The following is a 26963-nucleotide window of genomic DNA, read 5'->3' as shown; positions in this document are numbered from 1 at the left end:
GCCTCCGGCGGCGGGGAGCCGGCCGGAGGCAGGAAGATGGCGTCTCGCCGCTTAGGCGGCAAGGCTCCGCAGGACGTAGTGCAGGATGCCGCCGTTCTTGAAGTAGTCGAGCTCGTCCAGCGTATCGATGCGGCAGAGCAGAGGCACCGTCTGCGTCGATCCGTCGGCAGAGACGATTTCCGCGTTCATGGTCATGCGCGGGCGAAGCCCCTCCGCGAGGCCCTTGAGCGTGACCGTCTCGTCGCCCTTGAGGCCGAGCGACTGCCAGCTCGTCCCCTCCTCGAAGGTCAGGGGCACGACGCCCATGCCGACGAGGTTCGAGCGATGGATGCGCTCGAAGGATTGCGCGATCACGGCGCGGACGCCGAGCAGATTGGTGCCTTTCGCCGCCCAGTCGCGCGACGAGCCGGTGCCGTACTCCTTGCCGGCGAAGACGACCAGCGGCACGCCCTCGGCCTTATACTTCATGGCCGCGTCGTAGATCGGCAGCTGCTCGCCGTCCGGATAATGCTTGGTCATGCCGCCTTCGACGCCAGCCAGCATCTGGTTCTTGATGCGGATGTTGGCGAAGGTGCCGCGCATCATGACCTGATGGTTGCCGCGACGGGTGCCGTACTGGTTGAAGTCCGCCGGGCGCACCTGATGGTCGCGCAGGTATTCGCCCGCGGGGCTCGCCTGCTTGATCGAGCCCGCCGGCGAAATGTGGTCGGTGGTGATCGAGTCGAGGAACAGGCCAAGGATGCGGGCGTTCTCGATGTCCGTCACCGGCTTCGGCTCGCGGTCCATGCCCTCGAAGTACGGCGGGTTCTGGACGTAGGTCGAGCGGTCGTCCCAGGCGTAGGTCTCGCCCTGCGGCACGGTGATCTTCTGCCAGTTGACGTCGCCCTTGAACACGTCGGCGTACTTCTCCTGGAACATCGCCTTGGTGACGTTCTCGCGGATGAACTGGGCGACTTCCCTGTTCGAAGGCCAGATGTCCTTGAGGTAGACCGGGCCGTCCGCGCCCTGGCCGAGCGGCTCGGTGGCGAGGTCGATCTGGAGAGAGCCCGCCAGCGCGTAGGCCACGACCAGCGGCGGCGAGGCGAGGTAGTTCGCCTTCACGTCCGGGTTCACGCGGCCTTCGAAGTTGCGGTTGCCGGAGATGACGGCGCCCGCCACGAGGTCATGGGCGTTGATCGCCTCGGAGATCGGCTCCGGCAGCGGGCCGGAGTTGCCGATGCAGGTGGTGCAGCCGAAGCCCACGAGGTTGAAGCCGAGGGCGTCGAGGTCGTCCTGCAGACCAGCGGAGGCGAGATAGCCCTCGACCACCTGGGAGCCGGGCGCAAGCGAGGTCTTCACCCAGGGCTTCGACTTCAAGCCCTTGGCGACGGCGTTGCGGGCGAGCAGGCCCGCCGCGATCAGCACGCTGGGGTTCGAGGTGTTGGTGCAGGAGGTGATTGCGGCGATCGTCACGTCGCCATGGCCGAGATCGTAGTCCGTGCCGGCGACGGGCACGCGCTTGCCGGCCTCGCCCGGCTTCTTGAACTCGCCTTCGAGCGAGGCGAGGAAGCCGGCCTTGGTGTCCTTCAGCAGCACCCTGTCCTGCGGGCGCTTGGGACCTGCGAGCGAGGGCTCGACCGTGCCGATGTCGAGCTCCAGCACGTCGGTGAACACCGGGTCGGGAGACCCGGCCTCGCGCCACATCCCCTGGGCCTTCGCGTAGGCCTCGACGAGCGCGACGCGCTGCGGATCGCGGCCGGTCTCCTCGAGGTAGGCGATGGTCTCGCTGTCCACGGGGAAGAAGCCGCAGGTCGCGCCGTACTCCGGCGCCATGTTGCCGATCGTCGCCCGGTCGGCGAGCGAGAGATGGTCGAGGCCGTCGCCGAAGAACTCGACGAACTTGCCGACCACGCCGCGCTTGCGCAGCATCTGGGTGACGGTGAGCACCAGATCCGTCGCGGTGATGCCTTCCTTCAGCTGGCCGACGAGTTTGAAGCCGATCACTTCCGGAATGAGCATCGAGACCGGCTGGCCGAGCATCGCCGCCTCCGCCTCGATGCCGCCGACGCCCCAGCCGAGCACGCCGAGGCCGTTCACCATGGTGGTGTGGCTGTCGGTGCCGACGCAGGTGTCGGGATAGGCCACAGTCACGCCGTCCTCGTCCTTCGTCCACACGGTCTGGGCGAGGTATTCGAGATTGACCTGATGGCAGATGCCGGTTCCGGGCGGGACCACGCGGAAATTGTCGAACGCGTCCTGGCCCCACTTGAGGAAACGGTAGCGCTCCTGGTTCTGCTTGTACTCCTCGTCGACGTTCTTCCCGAAGGCGGCGGCGTCGCCGAAGAAGTTGACGATCACGGAGTGGTCGATGACGAGATCGACCGGCACGAGAGGGTTGATCTTCTTGGGGTCGCCGCCGAGGTGCTTCATGGCGTCGCGCATCGCCGCGAGGTCGACGACGGCAGGCACCCCGGTGAAGTCCTGCATCAGCACGCGCGACGGCCGGTAGGCGATCTCGTACTCGCCCTTGCCGCGGTTCTCGAGCCAGCCCTTGACGGCGGCGATGTCGTCCTTCTTGACGGTGCGTCCGTCCTCAAAGCGCAGCAGGTTCTCCAGCAGCACCTTCATGGAGTGCGGGAGCCGCGCCACGCCCTCGAGCCCGTTCGCCTCCGCCTCCGCGATGCTGTAGTAGCGGTAGTCCTTGCCGTTCACCGACAGGGTTTTAGCCGATTTGAAGCTGTCGGGATGGGACACGGGGGCGGGCTCCTTGCTTGAAGGGGGCCTTGAACGCCTGCGCGGGATGCGCGGACGAGCGGCCGGAGTGACGCGTGCGCTGCACAACTAGTAAGTCCTGCGCGGTTATAGGGGAAGTCGAGACGCGGTTGAAGCGGCATCCCGCGGGCGCGAAAGTTCGTGGCTCGCACGCGAAATCGAGCGGGCGTCGAAGCGTTCCAACGGCCAGCCCCGGGCGGCGGCCATGAAGCTTGTCGTCGAAGGTCTCGGGGTCGACCGCGGCGGCCGCCCCGTTCTGCGCGATGTCGGCTTCAGCGTCGGAGCCGGCGAAGCGCTTGCCGTCCTCGGCCCCAACGGCGCCGGAAAATCCACGCTTCTCAGGACGATCGCGGGCCTGATCGCCCCGGCCGCGGGCCGCGTCGCGCTCGAGGGCGGCGATCCGGAGCTCGCGCTCCGCGAGCAGACCCACATGCTCGGCCATCTCGACGCGGTGAAGGGCGGCCTTGCCGTGCGCCGCAACCTAGCCTTCGCCCGCGACGTGCTCGGCGGCGGCGGCGACCTCGACGCCGCGCTGGAGACGGTCGGCCTTGGCCACATCGCCGACCTACCCGGCTCGGCGCTCTCCGCCGGGCAGCGCCGCCGCCTGGCGCTCGCGCGCCTCCTCGCCGCTCCGCGCCCCCTATGGCTGCTGGACGAGCCCACCGCGGCGCTCGACGCCGGCGGCCAGCGGCTGCTGGCGCGGCTGATGGCGGACCACCGCGCGAAGGGCGGCCTGATCGTGGCCGCGACCCACGCCGAGCTTGGCCTTCCCGGCTCGGCGACGCTGGACCTCAGCGGCACGAGCCTGCGGACCCCGCTGACCTCCGTCAGCTGAGGAAGAAATCGACCGCGCGGGCGGCGACCGCCGGCCGCCAGGCGTGCGGGCCGTCGTACTCCACATAGGTGACGTCGTAGCCGGCGTCCTTCAGCGCGGCCGCGTGCCGGCGGCCGCTGCGCTCGATCGGGATCTGCTCGTCCCTCAGCCCGTGCGAGATGAAGATCCGGGGCGCGCCGGCCTGCATGTGCACGGACATGAAGCCGGCGGAGGACACGATCATGTGCGTCACGAGATGCCCGTTGGTGGGCCCAAGCGAGAGCGTGTAGCTGCCGCCGTCGGAGTGGCCGGCGAAGGCGAAGCGCGTGGGGTCGATCATGTAGCGCGAGGCGACCGCCTCCAGCGCGGCGTCGAGCCGCTCCCGGTCCGGACCGTTGCCGGCGATCACGATGTCCCAGGTGGGGAAAAGCGACTGCGGCACGAGCAGAAGGAAGCCGCGCTCCTCCGCGTGGTCGCGCATCATCGGCAGGATCTTCTCGGCGCTGCCGCCCCCGCCATGGAACAGCGTCATCAGCGGCGTAGGGCGGCGCGGGTTCACGCTCCCGGGGACCAACAGGAACGCGTCGCGCTCCTCGAACAGGCCGAGCCGGTTCAGGCCGGGGACGAGGGGGTCCTCCGTCGGCAGGCGATGCATGAAGTCGAGCCGGCCGGCGAGATGGGGATCGAGCATGCGAAGGTCCCGTTGCTTGGGTGCTGCGGGTCAGGCCGGCGCCGCGGAGGGCTGGCCGGCGGTCGCCTGCGCCAGCAGGGCGACCACGAGATCGGTCTGGGACACGACGCCAGCGAGCCGTCCGTCGCCGTCCACGACCGGCAGGTGATGCAGCCCCGCCTCGGTCATGCGCAGCACCACCTCTGCAATCGAGGTCTCGGGCCGGACCGCCGTCACCGCGCGCGTCATGATGTCGGCGACCACGCCGTGCGGAGCGCGCAGGCCGCTTAGGCTGACGCGGATGCGCTGGCGCAGGCCGAGCCTCGGCCCCCCCGCGCCCCAGGTGGTCTTGTCGAGCAGGTCCGTCTGGGTCACGACGCCCAGCACGCGCGCGCGTTCGTCCGTCACCGGCAGCATCTTCACGTGATGGCCGCGCATCAGTTCGAGCGCCTCCTTCATCGGGGCGTCGGGACCGACCCCGATGACGTCCTTGGACATGATCTCAGCGCAGGTGGCGGCGCCCTCGCCCGGCCGGTAGGCGTGGACCTGCGCGCGCCGGAAGATCGCCGCGAGGTCGGCCGGGGAGACGTCCAGCACCTGGCCGTAATCCTCGAGCGCCGCGGCGAGGGCAGAGGCGGACAGTCCGAGACGGGCGGCGGGCGTGGGATCGGCGGTCCCGCGGCCTGGTGCGGCGCGCGTGGGCCGGTGCGGATAGGTCCGGCCGGTCAGGTTGTTGAAGACGAGCGCGGTCGCGAGCAGCAGGATCGAGTTTGCGAGCACCGGCCAGAGCACGAAGCCGTAGCCGAGGTCATGAATCGCGGAACCGCCCAACACGGCGGTCAGCGCCACGGCGCCGCTCGGCGGATGCAGGCACTTCAGCGAGGCCATGAGCGCAATCGCGACGCCCGCGGCGACCGCCGCAGCGACATAGACGTTCGGGATCAGCAGGACCGCGGTGACCCCGACCAGGGCCGCGACCAGATTGCCGCCGAGGATCGACCAGGGCTGGGCGAGCGGGCTCGCCGGCACCGCGAACAGCAGCACGGAGGAGGCGCCCATCGGCGCGATCAGAATGGGCAGCGCGGAGCTGTCGCCGACGACGGCGCGGCTGACGAGACCGGTGACGAGAATCCCGATCAGCGCCCCGATCCCGGACCGCGCCCGCTCCTGCAGGCTGATGGGACCCATCTCGGGAATGAGATCGCGCAGGCGGAAGGGCATCGGCGGAAAGCCTCCTGAACGGCGCGGACCGCGAGCGGCGGCGCGGGGACCGTCCAGGCGTCACGGCCCGGCGCGCCGCGGCGGACGCGGGACACGGGGTCGATCTGTGGAATGACGGCGAGCGAAAAGGCAAGAGGCGGCGCCCGACGGCGCCGCCTCCCACGCGGGCTACGAGGGTCGGAGGGCGCCCCTCCTCAGACCGCTCGGGCCTGGTGCAGACGCTCGATCTGCTGCTCGGTGTAGCCGAGATCCTTGAGCACTTCGTCGGTGTGCTCGCCGAGCAGCGGCGAGGCCTTGATGTCGACCTTCATGTCCGAGAACTTGATCGGGCTGCCGACGGTCAGGTACTTGCCGAGCTTGGGATGATCGACCTCGACCACCGTGCCGCTGGCGCGCAGGCTCGGATCGACCGAAATTTCCTTCATCGACAGCACCGGCGAGCACGGGATGTCGAACTTGCGCAGGATGTCGACCGCCTCGAACTTGGTCTTGTCGGCAAGCCACTCCTCGATCACGCCGAAGATGTCCATGATCTTGTCCTGGCGCGCGCGGGCGGTGTTGTAGGCCGGATCGTCGATCCACTCCTCCTTGCCGATCGCCTTGCAGATCGGCGCCCAGGCGTGACCCTGGATGGTGAAGTAGATGTAGGCGTTGGGATCGGTCTCCCAGCCCTTGCACTTCAGCACCCAGCCCGGCTGGCCGCCGCCGCCCGCGTTGCCGCCGCGCGGCACCACGTCCGAGAACTCGCCGTGCGGGTACTGCGGGTACTCTTCCAGGTAGCCGAGCGCGTCGAGGCGCTGCTGGTCGCGCAGCTTGACGCGGCAGAGGTTCAGCACCGAGTCCTGCATCGACACGGCGACCTTCTGGCCCTTGCCGGTCTTGTTCTTCTGATGGAGCGCCGTGAGGATGCCGATCGCGAGATGCATGCCGGTGTTCGAGTCGCCGAGAGCGGCGGCCGACACGGTGGGGGGGCCGTCCCAGAAGCCGGTGGTCGAGGCCGCGCCGCCGGCGCACTGCGCGACGTTCTCGTAGACCTTCAGGTCCTCGTAGTGGTGGCCGTCCGAGAAGCCCTTGACCGAGGCCAGGATCATGCCCGGGTTGAGCTCCTGGATGCGGGCCCAGGAGAAGCCCATGCGGTCGAGCGCGCCGGGGCCGAAGTTCTCGACCATGACGTCGGATTCCTTGATGAGCTTCTCAAGGACTTCCTTGCCTTCCGGCGTCTTGGTGTCGAGCGTCAGCGAGCGCTTGTTCGAGTTCAGCATCGTGAAGTACAGCGCGTCGGCGTCTTCGATGTGGCGCAGCTGCGAGCGAGTCACGTCGCCGGCGCCGGGACGCTCGACCTTGATGACGTCCGCGCCGAACCAGGCGAGCAGCTGCGTGCACGCCGGTCCGGCCTGCACGTGCGTGAAGTCGATGATCTTGATTCCCTCGAGCGGCTGGGTCATCGCAGTGTCACTCCCTCTTGGCGCCACCCGACCCTCTTGGTCGATCTGGCGCGTTGGCTTTGGACGCGCAGGCGCTGGGCGCCCGCGCGGTCAGCTGACCGGCGCTGGGCGTGCGGCCGCTTCGAGCTCCGCCAAGCGGCGGCGCATCTGGCGTTCGTCGTTCCAGCGCGTGGTTTCGTCGCGAACGATCGCGGAGATTCCAGCGACCGAGCCGTCGGGCGCGTTCAGCAGGCCGACCGTGAAGGCGATCGACAGCTGGCGCCCGTCCTTGTGCAAAGCAGGCACGCGAAGCGTTTCCGCGCCGTAGCGCGTTTCGCCCGTCCGCATGCTTTTCTCGTATCCCGCCCAATGGCGCGCGCGGTGGCGCTCCGGCGTGATCAGGTCGAGCGACCGGCCGATCGCCTCGTCGGCGGTGAACCCGAAAATCCGTTCGGCCGCCGCATTCCAGACCGTGATCAAGCCGGCCGCATCCGAGACGACGACAGCGTCACCGGCGGTTTCGACGATCTGGGCGTAATCGATCTCTGCGGACATGCTGGCCTGCGGCGAAGCCGCGTCTCGTCGATTTCCTCGGACAAGCGCCGACGGGAACGCCGAACGCGGCCACGACCCGGACGACGGGCGAGCAGCGTCTACGTTCATGTTCGGCGCGACGACGTCGTGCGTCAGGTGGTGCGGGTGCGGCGCGTCACGGGTTCATTTCCTCCACTCTGTCGAGGCGGCTTCGCCGCTCTCGCGCGCTGTCCTTGAGGACTTTTGTGCGCTTTGTGGTATTTGGTATGCCAATAGCGCTGAGGGTGTCAAGGCCTTCTTCCTCCCGGCCGAGGCCCGCCGGGATCCGCATCCGTGGCGAACCCGCCTTGACCAGGACGGCAGTCTCAGACGGGTCAGACATGGCGCAGCGGCGGCTGCGGCCACGCCGTGGCTTGACCCACGGGGCCGGCCGGGCGACGACGAGGTTCCCTCGCGAGAAAGAGCCCTTCGATGTTCTTCGCCCACCGCGCGGTCCGCGCCGACGCAAACGCCGCGCCCTCGTTCGAGCTCGAGGGGCTGACCTTCGCAGTCGACGGGCGCACCCTGCTGCAGCCGCTCACCTTGGGCTTCGACGGCGCGCGGGTGGTCGGGCTTATCGGCCATAACGGCTCGGGCAAGTCGACCCTGCTCAAACTGATCGCCCGCCAGCAGCAGCCGACCGGGGGCGCGGTTCGCTTCGGCGGCGAGCCGATCGCAAGCTGGGGCTCGCGCGCCTTCGCCCGCGAAGTCGCCTACCTGCCGCAGCAACCGCCGGCCGCGACCGGCATGACGGCGCGCGAACTGGTGGCGCTCGGCCGCTACCCCTGGCACGGCGCGCTCGGTCGGTTCGGCGCGGCGGACGCGGCCGCCGTGAAGACCGCGATGGAGCTGACCGACATCGAGCCCTTCGCGGACCGGCTGGTCGAGGAGCTCTCCGGCGGCGAACGCCAACGGGTGTGGCTCGCCATGCTGGTGGCGCAAGAAGCGAGCTGGCTGCTGCTGGACGAGCCGACCTCGGCGCTCGACGTCGCCCACCAGGTCGAGGTGCTGGCGCTGGTGCGGCGGCTCTCCGAGGCGCGCGGCCTGGGCGTGATCGTCGTGCTGCACGAGATCAACATGGCCGCGCGGTTCTGCGACGAGATCGTGGCGCTGCACTCCGGCCGGCTGATCGCCCGCGGGGCGCCGGGGGAGATCGTCGACCCGGCGACGCTGGAGCGGATCTACGGCGTGCCGATGGAGGTGATCTCCCATCCGCAGACCGCCGCGCCCCTCGCCTTCGTGCGCTGAGGTTTCAGCCGCAGCCCGCGCAGCCGGCGAACCACCGCCGCAGCCCGCCGTCCAGCGCGCCCCAGCTGCGTTCGAGGCCGTCGTAGCGGCGGACCTCCGTGCGGTAGCGAGCGCGAAGCTCCGCCTCGACCGCCGGCAGATCGACCCCCGTCACGACGCCGTCGGCCACGATCGTCCGGCCGTCCACCATCGTCTCGACGATGTGCGCCGCGGTCCCGCGCGCGAACAGCAGGTCGAGCGCGTCGACGTCGAGGATCGCGTCGCGGTCGAGGGCGTCGAGGTCGACGACGATGAGGTCGGCGGGCGCGCCCGGAACCAGCGCGCCATCGCCGGGCGCCCCGACCGCCGCGCGGCCCGCGGCTACAGTCTCACGCAGGAAGGCTTGGCGCGTCCACGCCGGGTCGAGGCCGGCGCCGGCGTGAAGCGCATGGGCGAGGCGATGCTCGCGCAGCGCGTCGTCGTCCTCGTCGAAGGCCTGCCCGTCGACGCCGACCGCGATCCGGCAGCCGCGGGCGCGCGCCTCGCGGATGGGACCGAGGCCGGAGCGCAGGTGCAGGTTGGAGCCAGGGTTCGTCACGATCCGCGCGCCGCTCGCAGCGATCAGGTCGAGCTCGTCCGGCCGCGCGTGGACGCAGTGCGCCAACGTCAGCCGCTCGGTGAGCAGGCCGATCCGCTGGAGATGAGGAACGATCCCAACGGGAAAGGCGCGGTCCGCCCAGGCGCGCTGGCGCTCGGTCTCCAGCAGATGCATGTGCACGCGCCGCCCGGTGCGAGCGGAGGCCTCGGCGATAGCTTCCAGCAGCGGGGTCGAGCACCACTGCGGACCGGCCGGACCGTACTGGACGTCCACCCGCGGCCCGGCGATCGCCTCCGCGATCTCGTCGACGAGCGCGACATAGGCGGCGGGGGCCGCCGCCGGCTTCAGGAACAGGTCGCGGACGATCCGCGCGGCCTCAGGCGGCAGCTCCGCCATCAGGTCCGCCTCGTCGCCGTAGACCAGCGGGTTCTGGTCGCGAACCGCGAGCGCGAAGGCGATGCGTATCCCGACGTCGGAGGCGGCGCGCGCCACCGCTTGGGCCTCGTCGACCGGCGAAAGCCTGCCGCTCGGCCGGGTGTAATGCACCATCGCGGCCCCGCAGCCGGCCCGCGCGGCGCGGGCGAGCGGGGCGACCGCCGCGAGGTAGGCGTCCGGCGGCGTGGCGAACACGGTGCGCGGCAGCCAGGTCTCCAACGGCTGGAACGCCGTGCCGAAGGAGCTCATGGGCAAGGGCCGGGCGTGGTCATGCGCGTCCACCAGCGCCGGCAGCGCCAGCCGGCGGGGGCCAGAAACCGGCCCCTCCGCCGGCGCGACCCCGGCGACCACGCCGCCCTCGACGCGCAGGACGACATCGCGGCGCAGCGCCGTCCCGTCGAACAGCGCGGCGCAGGCGAGCGTGCGCGCCACGGCGCTCAGTTCGCGGCGTAGGCCAGCTCGCGCTGGTCGCGGGCGGGCAGGAAGGCGCGCGAGAAGATCTCCTTCGGCTCCGGCGCGCGGGTGAGGCCGTAGCCCGCGACGACGATGTCGATCGCGCGCTTCAGCCGGTCGTCCTTGAGATCGCCAACGCCGATCTCGGCGGCTTCCGGCGAGACCATGAGCTTCTCATAGGCGAACTGCAGGCGGCGCTTTTCGACCTTCATGTTGATGAGGTTATCGAAGTTCTGAGCCGCCGCCATGCCGGCCTCCTGGTCCTTGCCGATCTCGATCGTCGCCTTGTTGACGGCGCGCACCAGGCCTTCGACCGCCTTCGGGTTCTCGGTCATCAGCTTGCGCGAGACCATCATGCCGTTCGAGTAGAGGTCGAGGCCGTAGTCGCCGAACGAGAACCAGCGGTAGTCCTTGTCCGGGTCCTGCCGGTTCAGCACGAGGTTGAAGTAGCTCGTGATGTTGAACACCAGCGCGCCGTCGATCTCGCCGCGGATCAGCAGCGGCTCCTGGAGGTTCGGCGCCATGTTCGACACCTTCACCTTGTCCATGTCGACGCCGTTGGTCTTGGCGAAGACGGGGAGCAGACGGGTCGTCGGCGTGCCCTGCGCTCCGCCCAGCGTCTTGCCCTCGAAGTCCTTCGCCCCCTTCACCGTGCTGTCGGCCTTCACCACGATGGCGAAGGGCGGCCGGTTCCACATCTGGTAGACCATCACCGGCGCCTGATCCGGGCGCGCGGAGGCGTTCTGGATGATGGCGTTGATGTCGCCGAAGCCGGCGTCGTAGGCGCCCGACATGATGCGCGTCACCGTCGCGCCCGAGCCCTCGCCCTGATCGATCTGTACGTCGAGGCCCTCGGCCGCGAAGTAGCCCTTGTCCTTGGCGAGGAAGAAGGCGGCGTCCGAGCCCTGGGTCTTCCAACCGAGCGTGAACTTGATCTTGGTGGTCTCGGCGGCGGCGGGGCCGGCGAGGACGAGCCCCAGCGCGAGCGCTGCGGCGACGGCGGACTTCAACATGGCGGCGGTCCTTCTGAGGGTCGGTGTCATGGGCGGGCGGCCTCAGGCCGCCGCGAAGTCGTCGCGGCGCGTCGCCCAACCGGTGACGCGGCGTTCGATGAGGGAGAAGGCGACGTAGAGGGCGACGCCGAGCGCCGCCAGGATGAACAGGCCGGCGAAGACCAGCGGCACGTCGAAGTTCGACGAGGCGCTCATCATCACGTTGCCGACGCCGCGGTTGGAGGCGACGGTCTCGGCCAGCACGGTGCCAACGAAGGCGTAGGTGATCGACACCTTCAGCGCGGCGAAGAAGAACGGCATCACCCTCGGCAGGCCGACGTTCCAAAGGATGTCGAACTTGGAGGCGCCCAGCGCCTTCAGCACGTCCTCAAGCTCGGGCTCGGTGGTGGCGAGGCCGGTCGCGACGTTCACGACGATTGGGAAGAAGCAGATGATGAGCGAGGTCAGCACCGCCGGCACGGTGCCGGAGCCGAACCACAGCACGAAGATCGGCACCACCGCGACCTTCGGGATCGACGAGAAGCCGATCAGCAGCGGATAGGCGGTGTCGTAGGCCACCTTCGAGACGCCGATCAGCGCGCCGATGGCGACCCCGATCACCACCCCGCCGACGAAGCCGATCATCGTCGTCATCAGCGTCTGCAGGATGTGCGGCCACAGGATCGGCAGCCGCTCGAACAGGGTGGCGAACACCTGGCTCGGCCGCGGCAGCACGAGATCCGAGACCCCCAGCGCCAGGCAGAGCACCTCCCACAGCGCGAAGAAGCCCACGATCAGGACGACGGCCCAGAGCTTGCGGCGGACGGCGGCGAAATCGGTCATCGGGCCAGCTCCTCGGACCCGCCACGGGCCTCGACGATGCGCGCCCTCAGACGCTGATTGAGCGCGACGAAATCAGGCTCGAAGGTCATCGCGACGGTGCGCGGGCGCGGAAACTCCACCGGGCTGTCGTCGAGGATGCGGCCGGGGCGCGCGCTCATCACGCAGATGCGGCTCGCGAGGTAGCCGGCCTCCTTCAGATCGTGGGTGACAAGCAGCACCGTCGGCCTGTGCAGCAGCCACAGGTCCTGCAGCACCCCCCACAGCTCCTCGCGCGTGAACTGGTCGAGCGCGCCGAAAGGCTCGTCGAGCAGCAGCAGCCGCGGCTCGTGGATCAACGCGCGGCAGAGGTTCGCCCGCTGCAGCATGCCGCCGGAGAGCTGCCAGGGGTATTTGGCCGCAAAGCCCTTGAGACCGACCTGGTCGAGCAGCGCATGCGCCCGATCGCGAAACTCGGTCTTGCGCTTGGCGCGGTACTCGCTCCGGAACGGCCGCACGATCTTGAGCGGCAGCATCACGTTCTGCTCGACGGTCAGCCAGGGCAGCATCGTCGGGTTCTGGAACGCCATGCCGATGCGCGCGGCCTTCGCGGAGGGCTCCCGGCCCCCGACCACGACCACGCCGCCGCTCGGCGCGATCAGGCCGCTGACGAGCTTGAGGATCGTCGACTTGCCACAGCCGGAGGGCCCGACCAGCGCCACGAACTCACCGTCGTTGATCCTGAGCGTCGTTGGCTGCAGCGCCCGGGTCGCCTTCGCGCCGCGGCCGAAGATGACCGCCGCCTGCGACAGGTCGATCGCCGCTCCGCCGCGCGCCGGTGAAAGTGGCATCAAAGCGTCCGTCATTTTGCATACGCCTCCGTCGCAAAAGTGCATGCAAGTCTGGCGCCACGGGTCGCTTGCGTCAGGCCATGGGCGGGCGCTATCACCGAGGTGGCGAGAACGAGCGGGCGGAGCGGCGGGCGGAAATGGCGGCGGACAGCGACGAGTCCGAAAGCGGCTCCACCGACCGCCTCGGACTGATCTGCCGGGCGCTGCGGCGCGCGATCCTCGAGCGGGCGCTGCGGCCCGGCGACAAGCTGCCGGAGGACGCGCTGGGCGAGCGCTTCGGCGTCAGCCGCACCATCGCGCGCTACGCGCTGGGACAGCTCGGATCCGAGGGTCTGGTGGAGCTCCGCCGCAACCGGATCGCGGTGGTGGCGACGCCCAGCTGGGAGGAGGCGCGGGACCTGTTCGACGTGCGCGTGAGCCTCGAGCGGCTAGTGGTCAAGCAGCTCGCCGGGCGACTGACGCGGGAGCAGATCGAAGAATTGGAAGCCGGCATCGCCGAGGAGCGCGAGGCGCAGGGCGGCCCCGAGTCGGCCTCCATCCGGCTCGCGACCGAGTTTCACATCACGCTCGCCGAGATGACGGGGAGCCCGATCCTCATCCGCTACGTCAGCGAGATCGGCTACCGCTGCGGCCTCACCCTGTCGCTGTTCGGTCGGCCGCACTCCTCGGAATGCGCGGTGAACGAGCACCTGGAGATCGTCGCCGCGCTGGCCTCGGGCGACGCCGACCGCGCCTGCGCCCTGATGGACCACCATCTGGAGGCCGTCGCCAGCCGGGCGCTCGTGTCCGAAGCCGCGAAGCCCCGGGACATCATGGACGTGCTCGCGCCTTACGTGACCGACGCCGCGGGACCGAAGAAACGCCGCGCGGGAGGGTGAGCGCCTGACGGCATCGCGCCTGGCGCGGGAAATCCTCCGCGCGCTGCAGGCTCTTCTGACGTAGGGCGGACTGCCCTCCACGGAGCCTCATCCTGCGACGCACCCGCCCGGCTGGCCTGCCGCCAAGGGCGAGGAGCAGGCCGCGCGTCAGGCCTCGATGCCGCGGCGCGTGAGGATGCGCTCGGCGCTGTCGTTCCACACGTCCATCCGCACGATCTTGCCGCCGCGCACCACGAAACGGTCGACGTAGCGGTTGCCTTCGAAGGTCTCCCCGTCCGGCCATGCTCCGTAGAGCGTGCCGACGCTGTAGACCACCGTCTCGCCGTCGCCCGGCGCCACGTCGAAGCGCTCCATGCGCTTCTTTACCCAGGCGTAGCGCATCGCGTTGAAACCGGTCGGCCCGCTCGGATGCGAGAACGGCCGGCCGCCGGTGAACACGATCCGGACGTCCTCCGCCATGTAGGTGGCGGCCCGCTCCGGATCCGGCGCCATCGAGGCCTCGAGAAAGTCGCGCACGAGGGCGGCGTCGGGGGAGAGGGCGGCGTCAGAGAGGGACATGGGGCTGGCTCCGGAAGCGCTTCGACCAAATCTTAAGCAGAAGCGCCGGCAAAGTGCATGCATTTAGTTCATGCAGATTGCTCGTTCGAAACGCTAGTTTGTGGGCGCCTCGGAACCGTTCAGGACCCCGTCTCCCGTGAGCCTCGACCTCGTCGTCACCGACGCGCGCCTGCCGGGCCGCGCGTCTCCCGTCTCGATCGGGATCAGGGCCGGCCGTGTGGCGGAGATCGCCCCCGCGATCGTCTGCGATGCGCCGAGGCTCCCGGCGGGCGGGCGGCTCGCCATCGCCGGCTTCGTCGACAGCCACGTGCATCTGGACAAGGCCTGCCTGCTCGGCCGCTGCGGCCACGACCACGGCGACCTTAAGGCTGCGATCGCCGCCGTCTCGGCGCTGAAGCGGGACTTCACGGAGGACGACGTCTACGCCCGGGGGGCGCGCTGCCTCGACAGGGCGATCGGGTTCGGCACGACGCACATGCGCGCCCATGTGGAGGTGGACCCGCGCGCCGGGCTCCGCAGCTTCGAGGCGCTGCGGCGCCTGAAGCGCGACTACGCCTGGGCGATCGAGCTGCAGCTCTGCGCCTTCCCGCAGGAGGGGCTCACCAACGACCCGGGCTGCGATCCGCTCCTCGTCGAGGCGCTCGACGGGGGCGCCGATCTGCTGGGCGGCTGCCCCTACACCGACGCCAACCCGGAGGCTCAGCTCGACCGCCTGTTCGATCTCGCCCGGGCTTACGACGTCGACCTCGACCTGCATCTCGACTTCGACCTCGACCCGTCTTGGGGTCACCTGGAGGACGTCTGTCGTCGGGCGGAAGCCTACGGCCGTGGCGGACGCGTCACGATCGGCCATGCGACCAAACTCTCCGCGATGACGCCAAACGCCTTCGAGCGCGCCGCCCGCCGGCTCTCCGACGCTGGCGTGGCGGTCACCGCCCTGCCCGCGACCGACCTCTACCTCAACGGCCGCGACCGGCCTTTCGACACGCCGCGCGGAGTGACCCGCGTGCACGAATTGGAGCGGCGCGGCGTGCTCTGCTCCGTCGCGACCAACAACGTGATGAACCCCTTCACGCCCTTCGGCGACCTGTCGCTGATGCGGATGGCGAACCTCTACGCCAATGTGGCGCAGGTGGGCCCCGATGGTTTCCCCGCCTGCCTCGACCTGGTGACGGCAGGCCCCGCGCGCCTGATGAACCTCGCCGACTACGGGATCGCTGTCGGCCGTCAGGCGGACGTCGTCGTGCTGGACGCCCCCGACGCGGAGACCGCGATCGCCGAGATCGCGCTCCCCGTCTTCGGCCTCAAGCGCGGCCGCCTCAGCTTCGAGCGCCCCGCGCCGACGCTGATGCCCCCGCCGGGCTGAGGGGGGCGGCAACCATCAGCCAGCAGGTTTGACTTTGCGCGACCGGGCGGGGAAGGATCGCGCGCCCCTTGGGGGCAGGCCTTAGGAGAACTGCGCGTGCCGTCGATCTCGGTCGTGATGCCCGTCTACAATCGGGAACGGGTTGTCGGCCGCGCGATTGAAAGCGTGCTCGCACAGACCCACGCCGACTTCGAACTGGTGATCGTGGACGACGGCTCGAAGGACGGCACGGCCGCGGCGGTCGAGGCGTTCGCCGACCCCCGCGTGCGCCTGCTGCGCCAGCCGGAAAACCGCGGCGGCAACGCCGCACGCAATCGCGGCGTCCGAGAGGCTCAAGCTTCCCTGATCTCGTTTCTCGACAGCGACGACTGCTTCCTGCCGCACAAGCTCGCGCACGTGGTCGAGGTTTTCGCGCGGCGCCCGGAGATCGACGTGCTGATCGACAGCTTCGAGCTGGTCTATCCGCCCGAGATGAACAAGCCGAAAGCCGCCCGGCGAAATCCCGTACTCGACAACAGCAGCGCGATCGAGACCGCCCTCTACGCTCGACGCATGTTCAAGGCCACGCCCGCGATCAGCCTGCGCAAGCCCGCCATCGTGGCGGCCGGCCTGTTCGACGAAACGCTAAAGCGGCGGCAGGATTTCGATCTGGTGCTCCGTCTGGTCAAGACGGCGCGCTGCGCCTCGACCGACGCGGTGCTTTGGACCAAGGAATGGTCGCCGGATGCGATCTCCGCCAAGAACGACACCTTCATGGCGGCCACGATCGACCTCGTCCGAAGGCACCCGAACTACATCATGACGCCGGAACACCGCGTCGGGCTGGCGCGGGATCTCGCCCGCCACTTCATCCGGCTGACGCGCAAGGGACGGATCGGCGTCGCCCTCAAAGACGCGCGCCGATTCGGCGACGCGTTCGGCCGCGGGACGCTCGCGGGGCTTGTCCTCGAAGGCGTCGGCGAAGTCGTTCGCCGCAGACGCACGCCCCGCGAGAACTGACGCCGGTCAGCCGTGCGCGACGGCCGGCGGCTTCATCGGGCCGGTCGCCGGCAACGGGCCGAAACTGCGCGTCAGAGAGCTGACGATCTGCCCGATGAGCGCGGTGACGAAGTAAGCGAGCGAGAGCGCCATCGCGATCGGGCGCTGCCAGACCGGCAGGTCGACCTCGTCGCCTTTGGTCCAGATCCGCTTCCACGACCGGGCAAGTTTGCTCGCGAAGAACTGGAAGCTGTAGGCGAACCGACCGACGCGGGACTTGGTGATGGTGTGGTAAGCTTGGAAATCGCGGTCGAGCCCCGTCGTCCAGGCTCGCCACGCCAGGAACTTGTAGCCGGGATGGGGTGCGTGCACCGTCATCGCGTCGGCGGTCCGGACGTACTTGTAGCCGCGCGCTTCGATGTCCCTCAGCCAGAAACCGCACTGCTTCTTGAACGCAGGAAGGTCCGGAAACGGGTTACTCTTAAAGAAGGCCGTCCGGAAGGCGCAATTGTTGGCGTGGATCTTCTTGCGCTTCTCGGTCTTGGAGCGCTCGCTCGGCAGATTGAAGATCCAGCTCAGCGCCATGGTCTTCGATAGGAGATCCTCGTGGCCGAGGACGGTGAAACCGCCCACCGCCATGATCTCCGGATCCGTGAACGGCTTGAGCAGGTTCTCCAGCCAGCCCGGCTGCGGGCCGGCGTCGCTGTCGAGCATCACGACGAGTTCGGTGTTCGCGCGTGAGACACCGAAGTTCTTGAGCTTATAGTAAGTCATGCCCGGAGCGGCGACCAGCTCGAGGTCCGCCAACTCTTTGAGCCGCGGCGCGACCTCATCGATGACGCCCTGGATCGTGGAGGCCTGCACGGCGCCGTCGTCGTACAGATACATGATGCGCGGACGGGCGCTCATGCGGTTGTGGTTGCGCTCGAGTTCGTTCTGGAAGGACGACATGGCGCGCTTCGCCCACTCGTCCTCGACGTCGATCGCGTTCTCCCACTCGATGATGAAGGTGACCGCGGGGATCTTGTTTTCGGTGATCGTCATGGCGTTCGGATCCTCGATGGGCGCTCTGCGCTCTTCGACGTGGAGCGCGGCCGCCGGGACCCTGCGCTCGGCGCAGGCCCGTCTCTGTCCCGCCGCGATATCATGCGGCTTACTCGAAGCACAAGGGACAGGACGATGACGGTCAGCCGTTTGTCTTGGAGCGACGCTTTCGCGCCATGCTATGGACCTGCGCCGCCGGGACCGGCCTGAGGACCACGGAGAGCGTCGATGAAAGTCATGGTGTGCAACGACACCGCCGTAAAATCGCACGTCGGCTGCCGGGCGGTCTCGGACGCTCATGCGCGCATGCTTGGCCGGCTGGGCCATGCGGTGACGGCGCGGTTCTTCGTCAACGAGATCCGGGTGGACGGGGAAGACCGGTTCGAGCAGTTGGTCGCCGCGGTCGAACGCGACGACCGGTTCATGGCGGCGCTTGACGGCGTCGAGGCCGTGGTGGTGAACGGCGAGGGGACGATCCATCACGGATCAGGCCTCGCCTTGATCGCCGCGCTGCACGTCGCGAAGCGGCGGCGAAAGGCGACCCTGCTGGTCAACTGCCTCCTGGAGGAGGTTCCGCTCGCTGACGACCTGCTCGCAGCGTTCGACCGGCTCAGCGTGCGGGAGACCCGATCTGCGGCCTACATGCGGTCCCGGGGCGTCGAGTGCGTGCAGACCTTCGACTCGATCGTGGCGGCGCGCTTCGCAAGCGGCCCGAGCGACCTCGGCGACAAGATCGTCCTGACTGACTGGACGGCGAAGAACGATCCCGGAGCGGGGGCCGTATCGATGGGGCTGCGTCAGTCGGCCGACCTTGGAAGCGCGTGCGAGTTGTTCGCCGTCCACGGCGAACGCGGCGAGATGGACGCCTGGCCGAAGGCGGTCGCCGCTCTCTCGGCGGCCCGAGCCGTGGTGTCCAGCCGACACCACGGGCTTTACCTCGCCGGTCTCGCCCGAACGCCCTTCATCGCCTTGAGGGGCCGCACCTGGAAGGGCGAGGGCCTGCTCGAGACGCTAGGTGGCGATCTGCCGATGGTGGAGAGCGAAGGCGGCCTGCGGTCGGCGCTAGACCACATCGAGGCGCGGCGCCCCGCCTACGACGCCGCTTTCGACCGGCTCGCGGCGGCGCGCGACCTTCAGCACTTCGACATCCTGGGCCAGGGATCCGATTCGGACGAGGAGACGGAAGTTGCGCGGCTCCGAAAAGACGTCGAAGCGCGGCCCGACCTTGCGGCCGCCGACCGCCGCAACGTCCTCAAGCGACGGGCTCAGGAGGACGCCCACACTAAGGCTAAGTCGCGAAAGCCGTCGCTCCTGCGCCGAATCTTCGGGTAACCGCGACTTTCAGGGGGCGTCCGCAAGTTCCGCCCGCCAAGCCTCGTAGGCGTCCAGCGCCGCGGCGGGCGCCACGAAGCCGCCTGGCGCGGAAGCCGCGGGCGTCCCCTGCGACGCCCGCGCCACTTCGCCGCCGTCGACCAGATCCTGGACGCAGCGCGCCGTCGTGGAGGACGGGTCGAAGCAGTGCAGATCGAACACCTGCGTGGGACGCCCGGTGTTGCAGGCCTCGCAGAGCATGGTCAGCGAATCCGGGGTGACCACATACCGGGCGGCGCCGTACAGGGCGCGCTCGAAGCCGGCGCGGTCGTGGCGATCGATGAAGTCGACGTTCTTGTCCTTCAACGAGGCTCTAAGGGCGCCCTCGACCGAGCCCGGCGTGCGGCGTGAAAACGCCATCAAGAACGGCCCGTCGACCCCGCGCTGCAGCATCTGATCCACCTGCTGAACGATCCGCACGGGCTCCACGTCGAACGCCTTGTTCACGCCGCCGATCATCGCGAGCACGCCCTGACCCTCGCACGCGGGCACGGGCGATGTCCGGACGGGAACGCCGCGCCTCAGGATCGCGCGCCGCGCGCCGGCCACTTCGAACGTGTCCGGGCATTCGTTTTCGGAGAGCGAGTGCCTTGGAACGAGCGCGACATCGAAGATCGGCGTCGACCAGTTCGGGCGGCCGCTAAAGGCGGCGAACAGATCGCGGCCGTAGAGCGCGCGATAGGCGGCGACGACGCGCTCGGAGGCGGCGCCGCTCGCCACGATCCGCAACCGCTCGCCCTCACGGCGGTCGGGCAGCGCGCGCGAGGTCGCGAACGCGCGCCGGAGCTTCAACCAGACGCGCTGGGGCCAAGGGGTCATGCGTCCGGGAGCGGGGATGCGCACAACCCCATCGGGCCGCCACCCGGCGACGTCGCAAACCGCTAGACACTGGTTGACGTGGCCGTTTTTCGCCGCGCTGACGACAATCGTCTTCATAAGTGGACAGTCCTGGTACCAAGACAGGACTTCCGCCGCCGCGATCCGGCGTATTCCGCTCATGCAGCAGAATGGCCTAAGACCAGGTGCCCCGGGGGAAGCGCCTCATTAATCATCGACGCATCCTAGCATTTGCGCACAGGCCCCTTAAACCCTCGGCAAGGCTGCGACCTGCGAAGTCCGTCCGCACGCCACGACGCCGCCTCGCAGCCTATCGACAACGCCGGCTCCCTTGCCTCTCTGCGGCCCGATGGCGTAGGATCGAGAGGTCTCCCCCGCCCTTTTCGAGACAAGAACCTTTCCAAAACCGGTGAATAACCGCCTTGTCCAAGACAGCAGACACGCGCGTAAAGTATAAAACGCGCTGGTACCACAGACACCCCAAGTACTGGTTCAGAAAAGACCGACCGCGTCCGGCCGGCCATCGAAGCGCGCCGGCGCTGGTGCGCTTCGAGCCGCAACCCGGCGTCGCTCCGAGCCCCAAGCCGCCCGTGCGCATCTTCCTCGGCACGGAGCCGCAGCAGGCCCGCGCGGAACGCGTGTTCCTGTGGTCCGTCGAGCGCCACCGCGATCCGGCGCGCGTCTACGAAGTCTACCTGATGAAGGACCTCGAAGGCTTCGACCGAACCGACTGGACCACGGGCTTTACGAACTACCGCTACGCGATCCCCGCGCTGGCCGGCGAACAGGGCCGCGCGATCTACAACGACGTCGACCAGATCTACCTGGCCGACCCCGCCGAGATGTTCGATCTCGACATGAAGGGCGCCGGCATCCTGTGCGTCCAGAAGGACGAGACCTCGGTGGCGCTGATCGACTGCGCCCGGATGGCGAAGCACTGGCGGATCGAGGACGCGCGCAAGACGCTCAAGCGCAAGTACTTCCTCGACATCATCGCGCGCGAGAACCTATGGGGCGAGCTTCCCGGCGTCTGGAACGCCCGCGACAGCGAGTTCAGCGCAAACGCTTCGAAGTGCTTCCATTTCACGACCCTGCGGACTCAGCCGTGGAAGCCGTTTCCGGACCAGTTGTTCTACGCGGATCATCCCGACGGGGAGGTGTGGTTCGCGCTTGAGAGATCGTCCAATGCCGCCCGCTTCAACGGCTTCACGCGCGAGCGGCCGAGCGAGGACTTCGCGCAGGCCCTCGGCGCGCTCGCATCGACCCCGGCGGCAGGGCTGGAGCGCATCGGGCGGGAGGCGGGCAAGCTCGCCGAGGCCGTCGGCGCCAAGACCGCCCTGCTGGTCTCGCCGCGCGGCGAGGGTCAAATTTCGATCCGGGGGCTGAGCGTCGAGACGGCGCGGTTGGAGGACCTGCTGCGGGCCGGAGCCAACCGTGGCGGCGACGGCGTGATCTGTGCGGGCGGCCTCTCCGAGCTGCCCGAGGAGGATGTGCCGTGGGCGCTCGACGCGCTATTCGCCGCGGGCCGCAGCTTCCTCTGCGTGGCGGTCGCCCTGGATCCGGCCCGCCCCGGACGCGCCGGCGCGCTGCCTGCCGCATGGTGGCGGCTCCAGCTGGAGCTCGCGGAAGGCAGGAACCCTGGACGGCTGTGGAGCCTGACGACCACGAGCGGCGGCAGGCGCGAGGCCGCCAGGGGCGGACAGGCGACCGCACGGGCCGCTTGATCGCGCGCCGCCGGCGCGCCGGGGCGCCGCTGTGACCGCGCCTGGGCGGCTCTGGGCGTTGCTCGGCCGTCGCGCGGGCGACAACCGCCAGATCGTCGCCCTCGCTGAGGCCTCGGGCCTGGCTTGGGAGGCCAAGCCGCTCGCCTTCGGCGACCTGACGAAGCGCGCCGCAACCCGGAACGGCTCATTCCGGGCGCTCGACGCCCCATCGCGCGCGAGCCTCGTTCCGCCATGGCCGGATGTGGTGGTGGCGGCCGGCCGCTGGTCGGCGCCCATCGCGCTTGCAATCCGTCACGCCTCGGGCGGGCGAACGCGGCTGGTGCATGTCGGCCGGCCCTGGCGGCCCCTCAGCTGGTTCGACCTGGTCGTCACCACGCCTCAGTATGGCCTGCCTGCGGCCCCGAACGTGCTGATCAACGCGCTGCCGCTGACGACGCCGCGCGCCGCCGCTCGCGATCCCGCGCTGGAGGCGCTGCCGCGCCCAAGGCTTCTCGTGCTGGTGGGCGGCGACAGCCCGCCCCGCGTCCTAGACGCCGCAGCCGCGCGCGCGCTCGGGAAAGCCGCGATCGAGCGCGCCGCGCGCGATCAGGGATCGCTGCTGGTCGCGACCTCGCCGCGAACCTCGCCGGACGCGGTCGCCGCGCTGACGTCCGTCCTCGCGGACGCGACGCGGCCAATCCGCCTGTCGGTGTTCGGCGAAGGGACAAACCACTATGCGGCGTTCCTCACGGCCGCCGACGCGATCGTCGTCACTGACGACAGCGCCGCGATGACGGCCGACGCCGTCCTGTCCGGCGCGCCGGTGACGCTTCATCGGCTGCCTCGGCGCCCGACCGCCGCGCACCGACGGATGGCGCTGGCGCGCGCCCTCGTCGACCGCGTCGGAGTCGCCCGGGCGATGTTCGATCGGCTGATCGCCCGTGGGATCGTCACCTCGATCCGTGACCTCGACCGCTATGCGGAACGGCTCGAAGCCGAGGGCCTAATGGCGGGCGGCGACAGGGCGAGGCGTCGCGCCGCGGCGGAATTGGAGGAGGCCGCGACGCGGGTGCGTGCGCTTGTTCGTCCCGCCAACCCTTGAGACCGCCGGTGATTGGTTTTACCACGCTCGCTCAGCGGCCGTTCCGGCCGGCGGGCTCTGGAACCGTCGGCCGGAACGGCCGCCGCCTAAGAGAGTCAGCGCGTGCCGAAAACCTCGACCAAACGTAACGTCGCGACGCAAGCGACGCTTGGCACGTGGATCCGCCTCGCGTCCATCATTCCGCTCGGTCGGACCGCGGCGACGCTCGCCTGCCTCGTCTTCGCCGGCGTGGCGGAGGGCCTGGGCATCGCGAGCCTTCTGCCGCTCATCACGCTGATCGGCGAAGGCGGAGATCCAAAGGGCGGGAGCGCCAAGGCGCTCGATTTCATCCACGGGCTCGGCTTCGAGCCGACGATCGGGTTCTTTCTGACGGCCCTGGTCGTGGGCATGACCCTCAAGGCCGCCCTCACGCTGTTCGCCATGCACCAGGTCGGGCGCGCGATGGCCGACGTCGCGGTCAAGGTCCGGCTCGACCTGATCGACGCCCTGCTCGCGGCCCGCTGGGCTTACTACGTGCGACAGCCCGTCGGGCGCTTCGCCAACGCGCTGTCGAGCGAATCCGCGCAGGCGGGGGACGCCTACAACCAGGCCGCCCAGCTCGCGTCGGAGGTGATCCAGGTCGTCACCTACCTCACGATCGTGGCGCTTTACTCCTGGCAAGTCGGCCTGCTGTCGCTGGGCGTCGGCCTGATCATGGTGCTGACGCTCAACCGCTTCATCCTGATCGCAAAGCGGACGGCGCGAAAGCAGACCCGCCACGTCAAGCGGATGGTGGCTGGGCTGACCGATCTCCTCGTGGGCATCAAGCCCATGAAGGCGATGGGCCGTCACGCGCGCTTCCAGGCGCTGTTCGAGCGGGACGTGAAGATCATCCGCAAGGCGCAGCGCCGCCAGTCTTTCGCGCGGCACGCCAACAAGGCCCTCCAGGAGCCGATCCTCGCGATCTGCCTCGCGGTCGGCATCTACTTCGCCCTCGTCGTGCTCGACCTGCCGGCCGGCGAGGTGCTGGTCATGTCGGTGCTTCTGGTGCGCACCGTGACGACCATCGGCAAGGCCCAGCAGGGCCTGCAGGCGGTGCGCATCGCCGAGGCGGGCTTCGTGGCGGTGACCGAGACGATCGACCTCGCCCGACGCGCGCGCGAATCGCTTCATCCCGGCGCGGCGCCCCGCTTCGAGCGGGCGGTCACGTTCCGGGACGTGAGCTTCGCCTACGACCGCGAGCCGGTGATTGAAAACGCCTCCTTCGAGGTGCCGAAGGGGCTCGTCACCACGATCACCGGCGGCTCCGGCGCGGGCAAGACCACCACCGTCGACCTGTTGCTCGGGCTGCACGAGCCGACCGCCGGCGAGATCCTGATCGACGGCGCCCCGCTGCCCGACGTCGACCTCGTCGCCTGGCGGCGGATGACCGGCTACGTGCCGCAGGAGCTCATCCTGTTCCACGACACCTTGCTCTCGAACGTCACCCTCGGCCAGCCGGAGTTCACCCGCGAGGACGTCGAGCGCGCGCTGGAGGCCGCAGGCGCCGCGGACTTCGTGGCCCGGCTGCCGGAGGGCGTCGAGACGATCGTGGGCGAGCGCGGGGCACGCCTCTCCGGCGGCCAGCGGCAGCGCATCGCCATCGCGCGCGCGCTGATCCACCGGCCGCAGCTCCTGATCCTGGACGAGGCGACGACGGCGCTCGACCCGGACACAGAGGCCAACATCGTGCGCAACGTGATGGATCTGGCGCGCTCCACGGGCCTGACGGTGCTGGCGATTTCGCATCAGCCGGCCTGGGCGCGGGCGGCCGACCACGTGGTTCATCTGGCCGAAGGGCGCGTGGTGAAGGTTGACAGCCACGCCGCGTGATGCGACCCGCGGCGCAGCGCCTCCCCCGCTCCTGTTGGACTTAGCCTGCGCATGACGGATCGCCCCTTCCCGCACGAGACCATCCTCGACGCGCTCGACGCCGCGGCGACGGGCGACCGCGGCTTCACGTTCCATTCGGCCCGCGGCGAGGTCCTGGCCGATCTGCCCTATGCGCGGCTGCGCGAGGACGCCCGCGCGCTCGCCGCCCGCCTGCTCGGGGCGGGCCTGACGCCCGGCGACCGCGTGGGACTGATCGCCGAGACGGAAGCCGATTTCGTGCGGCTGTTCTTCGCGTGCGGTTACGCGCGGCTCGTGCCGGCGCCGATGCCGCTGCCGATGGCCTTCGGGGGGCGCGAGACCTACCTCGCTCACATCCGCCGCATGGTGGAGACCGCGGACGCCGCCGCCGCCTTCGCCCCGGCGAACCTCAAGGAGTGGTTGCTGGAGGCGGTGGACGGGCTGCCGCTGAAGCTGGTGGGGTCGATCGCCGACGTCCCCGAGGCGGAGGCAAGCGGCGAGCTTGTCCGTCCCGCGTCCGAGGACCTCGCCTACCTTCAGTTTTCCTCCGGCAGCACGCGCTTCCCGAAGGGCATCATGGTGACCCATGCGGCGCTGATGGCGAACGCCGTCGGTATCAGCCGCGCCGGACTTGAAACCACGCCGGACGACCGCTGCGTGTCCTGGCTCCCCTTCTACCACGACATGGGGCTCGTCGGCTTCATGCTCACGCCGATCGTGGCGGGGCTCTCGGTCGACTACCTCTCGACCCGCGACTTCGCGCGACGGCCGCTGATGTGGCTCGAGCTGATCTCGCGCAACCGCGCCACGATTTCCTACAGCCCGAGCTTCGGTTTCGAGCTCTCGGTGCAGCGCGCCGCGACGCTCGACCTCGGCGCTCTGGACCTGACCTCCTGGCGGATCGCCGGCATCGGCGGCGACATGATCCGTCCCCATGTGCTGCGCCGGTTCGCCGATCGCTTCGCAGCCCACGGATTCCGGCTCGGGAGCTTCGTGCCGAGCTACGGCATGGCCGAGGCCACGCTCGCGCTGTCGTTCGCGCCGCTGAGCGAGGGGCTCCGCACCGAAACGCTCGACCTCGACAAGCTGGAGAGCGACGGCGTCGCCGCCGCCGTGGCGGATGCCGACCGGACGCGTGAATTCGTGCTGTGCGGCGTCGCCCTCCCCGGCCACGCGATCGAAGTCCGCGACCCCGCCGGCGCGTCGCAGCCGGAGCGCGCCGTCGGCCAGGTGTTCGCGCGGGGGCCGAGCCTGATGCAGGCCTACTTCCGCGAGGATGAAGCCACGGCCGCGGCGATCGACGCCGCCGGCTGGCTCGACACCGGCGATCTCGGATACCTCGTCGACGGCCAGATCGTGATCACGGGCCGCGCCAAGGATCTGATCCTGATCAACGGGCGCAACATCTGGCCCCAGGACATGGAATGGGCGGCCGAGAGCGAGGTCGGCGGCCTGCGCAGCGGGGACGTAGCGGTGTTCTCGGTGGACTCCGCCGAGGGCGAGGAAGTCGTCGCGCTGGTCCAGTGCCGCGCGAGCGCCCCCGACGTTCGCGACGCGCTGAGGGCCGAGGTGGAGAAAGTGCTTCGGATGCGGTTCGGCGTCGCGCCGGTCGTGCGCCTGGTCGGAGCCCATGCGCTGCCGGTCACGTCGTCAGGAAAGCTCAGCCGAAGCCGCTCCCGTGAGCTCCATCTCTCGCTGGGTTCCGCCGAAAGCTGAACACATTCGGCGCCGTTCTGTTTCAACTCCCGGCTGATCCGGCGGCGCCGACGCCGTATCCTTTTGCGGGTTTGCAACGCTCGCGCGTCGGCGGGCGCCGCCGAGGACGCGCAGACGCTTCGTTAACCAGATGTGCCGTCTTCTGGATTATCAGGAGTTTCCAAGGCTGAAAGGCGCCCATTGGCGGCCGCCTCAGTTGGAGGACCAGGAGCGCCACGGTCTCGCCGAGCCATTGGCGGGGCATTGCCATTTTCGCAACACCTGACGGCGGAACGAAGCGGCGACGGAACATTTGGCCGAAATCCGCTCGCGGGGAGATGTGGCGCATGTGTAACACGCTGAATCCCCTGTTGATTTGCTGGCCGGCGCAGAAACTTTACAGATCGACGACAACTCCATATTTTCCGCGCTGACAACGAAATACGGATCCGTCCGCTTGGACGAAAAGATGAGTGAAGAGAAAAACGAGTTGCTCGCTGAGATTTCCGAAGTGCTAGAGACGGTAGTCAATCGGCGGGTCGAGTTACGAACGGATATGAACATCGTGAACGATCTTGGCCTTGATTCAATTGCCGTGATGAACTTCTGCATGGCGCTGGAGGACAAGTTCGACATCTCGATTCCGCTGCATGACATGGCGAGTGTTGTGACCGTCGACGATCTAGCGAAGACGATCCAAGCTCTGCGGAGTAATGCGTGATATGTCGATTTTT

At 69.3% G+C, this 26963-nt stretch carries 23 protein-coding genes; 11 read left to right on the top strand and 12 right to left on the bottom strand.

Annotated features, from left to right (window positions below; translation table 11 throughout):
- Positions 1-51 precede the first annotated feature (51 nt).
- Positions 52-2733 carry an aconitate hydratase AcnA gene (acnA, locus tag METY_RS18955; RefSeq protein WP_103122954.1) on the bottom strand — a complete coding sequence of 894 codons (2682 nt, stop codon included), beginning with the start codon at positions 2731-2733 and terminating at the stop codon, positions 52-54.
- A gap of 223 nt (positions 2734-2956) precedes the next feature.
- Here acnA and ccmA point away from each other — a divergent pair, with 223 nt between their 5' ends.
- The gene (gene ccmA / locus METY_RS18950; RefSeq protein ID WP_103122953.1) at positions 2957-3586 is read left to right on the top strand and encodes a heme ABC exporter ATP-binding protein CcmA; all 630 of its coding nucleotides are present in this window, start codon (positions 2957-2959) and stop codon (positions 3584-3586) included.
- Here the strand turns inward: ccmA and METY_RS18945 are convergent.
- From METY_RS18945 to METY_RS18930, 4 genes are all read right to left on the bottom strand, one after another.
- Positions 3579-4256, bottom strand: a complete 678-nt coding sequence (locus METY_RS18945; RefSeq protein WP_103122952.1) for an alpha/beta hydrolase — start codon at positions 4254-4256, stop codon at positions 3579-3581. The genes ccmA and METY_RS18945 overlap by 8 nt on opposite strands.
- A 30-nt stretch (positions 4257-4286) precedes the next feature.
- Entirely contained in the window at positions 4287-5456 is a 1170-nt protein-coding gene (locus METY_RS18940; protein ID WP_103122951.1) for an HPP family protein, read from the bottom strand.
- Between the two features lie 194 nt (positions 5457-5650).
- Positions 5651-6901: a formyl-CoA transferase gene (frc, locus tag METY_RS18935; protein ID WP_103122950.1), complete on the bottom strand. Its 1251-nt coding sequence runs from the start codon at positions 6899-6901 to the stop codon at positions 5651-5653.
- 90 nt (positions 6902-6991) lie between these two features.
- Entirely contained in the window at positions 6992-7435 is a 444-nt protein-coding gene (locus METY_RS18930) for a PAS domain-containing protein (RefSeq protein WP_103122949.1), read from the bottom strand.
- Positions 7436-7885: 450 nt separating this feature from the next.
- Here METY_RS18930 and METY_RS18925 point away from each other — a divergent pair, with 450 nt between their 5' ends.
- Positions 7886-8701, top strand: a complete 816-nt coding sequence (locus METY_RS18925) for an ATP-binding cassette domain-containing protein (RefSeq protein ID WP_103122948.1) — start codon at positions 7886-7888, stop codon at positions 8699-8701.
- 4 nt (positions 8702-8705) lie between these two features.
- Here the strand turns inward: METY_RS18925 and METY_RS18920 are convergent, their stop codons facing one another.
- The 4 genes from METY_RS18920 to METY_RS18905 are packed head-to-tail and all read right to left on the bottom strand — an operon-like array spanning position 8706 to position 12828.
- Entirely contained in the window at positions 8706-10145 is a 1440-nt protein-coding gene (locus tag METY_RS18920; RefSeq protein ID WP_200819738.1) for an amidohydrolase family protein, read from the bottom strand.
- 5 nt (positions 10146-10150) lie between these two features.
- Positions 10151-11179: an ABC transporter substrate-binding protein gene (locus METY_RS18915; protein WP_103122946.1), complete on the bottom strand. Its 1029-nt coding sequence runs from the start codon at positions 11177-11179 to the stop codon at positions 10151-10153.
- Positions 11180-11221: 42 nt separating this feature from the next.
- A complete protein-coding gene (locus METY_RS18910) occupies positions 11222-12001 on the bottom strand; it encodes an ABC transporter permease (RefSeq protein ID WP_103122945.1) in 780 nt (259 codons plus the stop codon).
- A complete protein-coding gene (locus METY_RS18905) occupies positions 11998-12828 on the bottom strand; it encodes an ABC transporter ATP-binding protein (RefSeq protein WP_244593740.1) in 831 nt (276 codons plus the stop codon). Before METY_RS18905 ends, METY_RS18910 begins: the two co-directional genes overlap by 4 nt.
- 137 nt (positions 12829-12965) lie before the next feature.
- Between METY_RS18905 and METY_RS18900 the strand changes: the two genes are divergently transcribed.
- The gene (locus tag METY_RS18900; protein WP_103122943.1) at positions 12966-13706 is read left to right on the top strand and encodes a GntR family transcriptional regulator; all 741 of its coding nucleotides are present in this window, start codon (positions 12966-12968) and stop codon (positions 13704-13706) included.
- Positions 13707-13853: 147 nt separating this feature from the next.
- Here the strand turns inward: METY_RS18900 and METY_RS18895 are convergent, their stop codons facing one another.
- Positions 13854-14264 carry a nuclear transport factor 2 family protein gene (locus METY_RS18895; protein WP_103122942.1) on the bottom strand — a complete coding sequence of 137 codons (411 nt, stop codon included), beginning with the start codon at positions 14262-14264 and terminating at the stop codon, positions 13854-13856.
- A gap of 136 nt (positions 14265-14400) precedes the next feature.
- Between METY_RS18895 and METY_RS18890 the strand changes: the two genes are divergently transcribed.
- Positions 14401-15630, top strand: a complete 1230-nt coding sequence (locus tag METY_RS18890; protein ID WP_103122941.1) for an amidohydrolase family protein — start codon at positions 14401-14403, stop codon at positions 15628-15630.
- A gap of 96 nt (positions 15631-15726) precedes the next feature.
- Complete coding sequence (locus METY_RS18885) at positions 15727-16629, top strand: glycosyltransferase family 2 protein (RefSeq protein WP_103122940.1); 903 nt, start codon at positions 15727-15729, stop codon at positions 16627-16629.
- Positions 16630-16635: 6 nt separating this feature from the next.
- On the opposite strand, the gene METY_RS18880 is transcribed toward METY_RS18885, so the two are convergent.
- Positions 16636-17652 (bottom strand): glycosyltransferase, encoded by a 1017-nt coding sequence (locus METY_RS18880; protein WP_160147392.1) that lies wholly within the window; start codon positions 17650-17652, stop codon positions 16636-16638.
- 228 nt (positions 17653-17880) lie between these two features.
- Here METY_RS18880 and METY_RS18875 point away from each other — a divergent pair, with 228 nt between their 5' ends.
- Positions 17881-18984 (top strand): polysaccharide pyruvyl transferase family protein, encoded by a 1104-nt coding sequence (locus METY_RS18875; RefSeq protein ID WP_103122938.1) that lies wholly within the window; start codon positions 17881-17883, stop codon positions 18982-18984.
- A gap of 9 nt (positions 18985-18993) precedes the next feature.
- Here the strand turns inward: METY_RS18875 and METY_RS18870 are convergent, their stop codons facing one another.
- Entirely contained in the window at positions 18994-19959 is a 966-nt protein-coding gene (locus METY_RS18870; RefSeq protein WP_160147391.1) for an ELM1/GtrOC1 family putative glycosyltransferase, read from the bottom strand.
- A gap of 323 nt (positions 19960-20282) precedes the next feature.
- Here METY_RS18870 and METY_RS18865 point away from each other — a divergent pair, with 323 nt between their 5' ends.
- From METY_RS18865 to METY_RS18845, 5 genes are all read left to right on the top strand, one after another.
- Complete coding sequence (locus METY_RS18865) at positions 20283-21584, top strand: hypothetical protein (protein ID WP_146035763.1); 1302 nt, start codon at positions 20283-20285, stop codon at positions 21582-21584.
- 31 nt (positions 21585-21615) lie between these two features.
- Entirely contained in the window at positions 21616-22665 is a 1050-nt protein-coding gene (locus METY_RS18860; RefSeq protein WP_103122935.1) for an ELM1/GtrOC1 family putative glycosyltransferase, read from the top strand.
- Between the two features lie 102 nt (positions 22666-22767).
- Positions 22768-24516 carry an ABC transporter ATP-binding protein gene (locus METY_RS18855; protein WP_244593739.1) on the top strand — a complete coding sequence of 583 codons (1749 nt, stop codon included), beginning with the start codon at positions 22768-22770 and terminating at the stop codon, positions 24514-24516.
- Between the two features lie 51 nt (positions 24517-24567).
- Positions 24568-26250, top strand: coding sequence for a fatty acyl-AMP ligase (locus tag METY_RS18850; RefSeq protein ID WP_103122934.1), 1683 nt, complete (start codon positions 24568-24570; stop codon positions 26248-26250).
- 436 nt (positions 26251-26686) lie between these two features.
- Positions 26687-26950 (top strand): acyl carrier protein, encoded by a 264-nt coding sequence (locus tag METY_RS18845; RefSeq protein ID WP_244593738.1) that lies wholly within the window; start codon positions 26687-26689, stop codon positions 26948-26950.
- Positions 26951-26963 lie beyond the last annotated feature (13 nt).

Source organism: Methylopila sp. Yamaguchi (assembly GCF_002897035.1).
Classification (GTDB): domain Bacteria; phylum Pseudomonadota; class Alphaproteobacteria; order Rhizobiales; family Methylopilaceae; genus Methylopila.
The sequence above is the reverse complement of the archived record's forward strand: the minus strand, read 5'-3'. Positions and strand labels throughout refer to the sequence as shown.

Excerpts from the sequence above, each read along its gene's own strand:
- ccmA (WP_103122953.1), top strand. The coding sequence starts at position 2,957 with ATGAAGCTTGTCGTCGAAGGTCTCGGGGTCGACCGCGGCGGCCGCCCC.
- METY_RS18875 (WP_103122938.1), top strand. The coding sequence starts at position 17,881 with ATGAAAGTCATGGTGTGCAACGACACCGCCGTAAAATCGCACGTCGGC.
- METY_RS18915 (WP_103122946.1), bottom strand. The coding sequence starts at position 11,179 with ATGTTGAAGTCCGCCGTCGCCGCAGCGCTCGCGCTGGGGCTCGTCCTC.
- METY_RS18850 (WP_103122934.1), top strand. The coding sequence starts at position 24,568 with ATGACGGATCGCCCCTTCCCGCACGAGACCATCCTCGACGCGCTCGAC.
- METY_RS18870 (WP_160147391.1), bottom strand. The coding sequence starts at position 19,959 with ATGAAGACGATTGTCGTCAGCGCGGCGAAAAACGGCCACGTCAACCAG.
- METY_RS18905 (WP_244593740.1), bottom strand. The coding sequence starts at position 12,828 with ATGCCACTTTCACCGGCGCGCGGCGGAGCGGCGATCGACCTGTCGCAG.
- frc (WP_103122950.1), bottom strand. The coding sequence starts at position 6,901 with ATGACCCAGCCGCTCGAGGGAATCAAGATCATCGACTTCACGCACGTG.
- METY_RS18895 (WP_103122942.1), bottom strand. The coding sequence starts at position 14,264 with ATGTCCCTCTCTGACGCCGCCCTCTCCCCCGACGCCGCCCTCGTGCGC.
- METY_RS18880 (WP_160147392.1), bottom strand. The coding sequence starts at position 17,652 with ATGACGATCACCGAAAACAAGATCCCCGCGGTCACCTTCATCATCGAG.
- METY_RS18900 (WP_103122943.1), top strand. The coding sequence starts at position 12,966 with ATGGCGGCGGACAGCGACGAGTCCGAAAGCGGCTCCACCGACCGCCTC.
- METY_RS18925 (WP_103122948.1), top strand. The coding sequence starts at position 7,886 with ATGTTCTTCGCCCACCGCGCGGTCCGCGCCGACGCAAACGCCGCGCCC.
- METY_RS18940 (WP_103122951.1), bottom strand. The coding sequence starts at position 5,456 with ATGCCCTTCCGCCTGCGCGATCTCATTCCCGAGATGGGTCCCATCAGC.
- METY_RS18930 (WP_103122949.1), bottom strand. The coding sequence starts at position 7,435 with ATGTCCGCAGAGATCGATTACGCCCAGATCGTCGAAACCGCCGGTGAC.
- METY_RS18910 (WP_103122945.1), bottom strand. The coding sequence starts at position 12,001 with ATGACCGATTTCGCCGCCGTCCGCCGCAAGCTCTGGGCCGTCGTCCTG.
- METY_RS18945 (WP_103122952.1), bottom strand. The coding sequence starts at position 4,256 with ATGCTCGATCCCCATCTCGCCGGCCGGCTCGACTTCATGCATCGCCTG.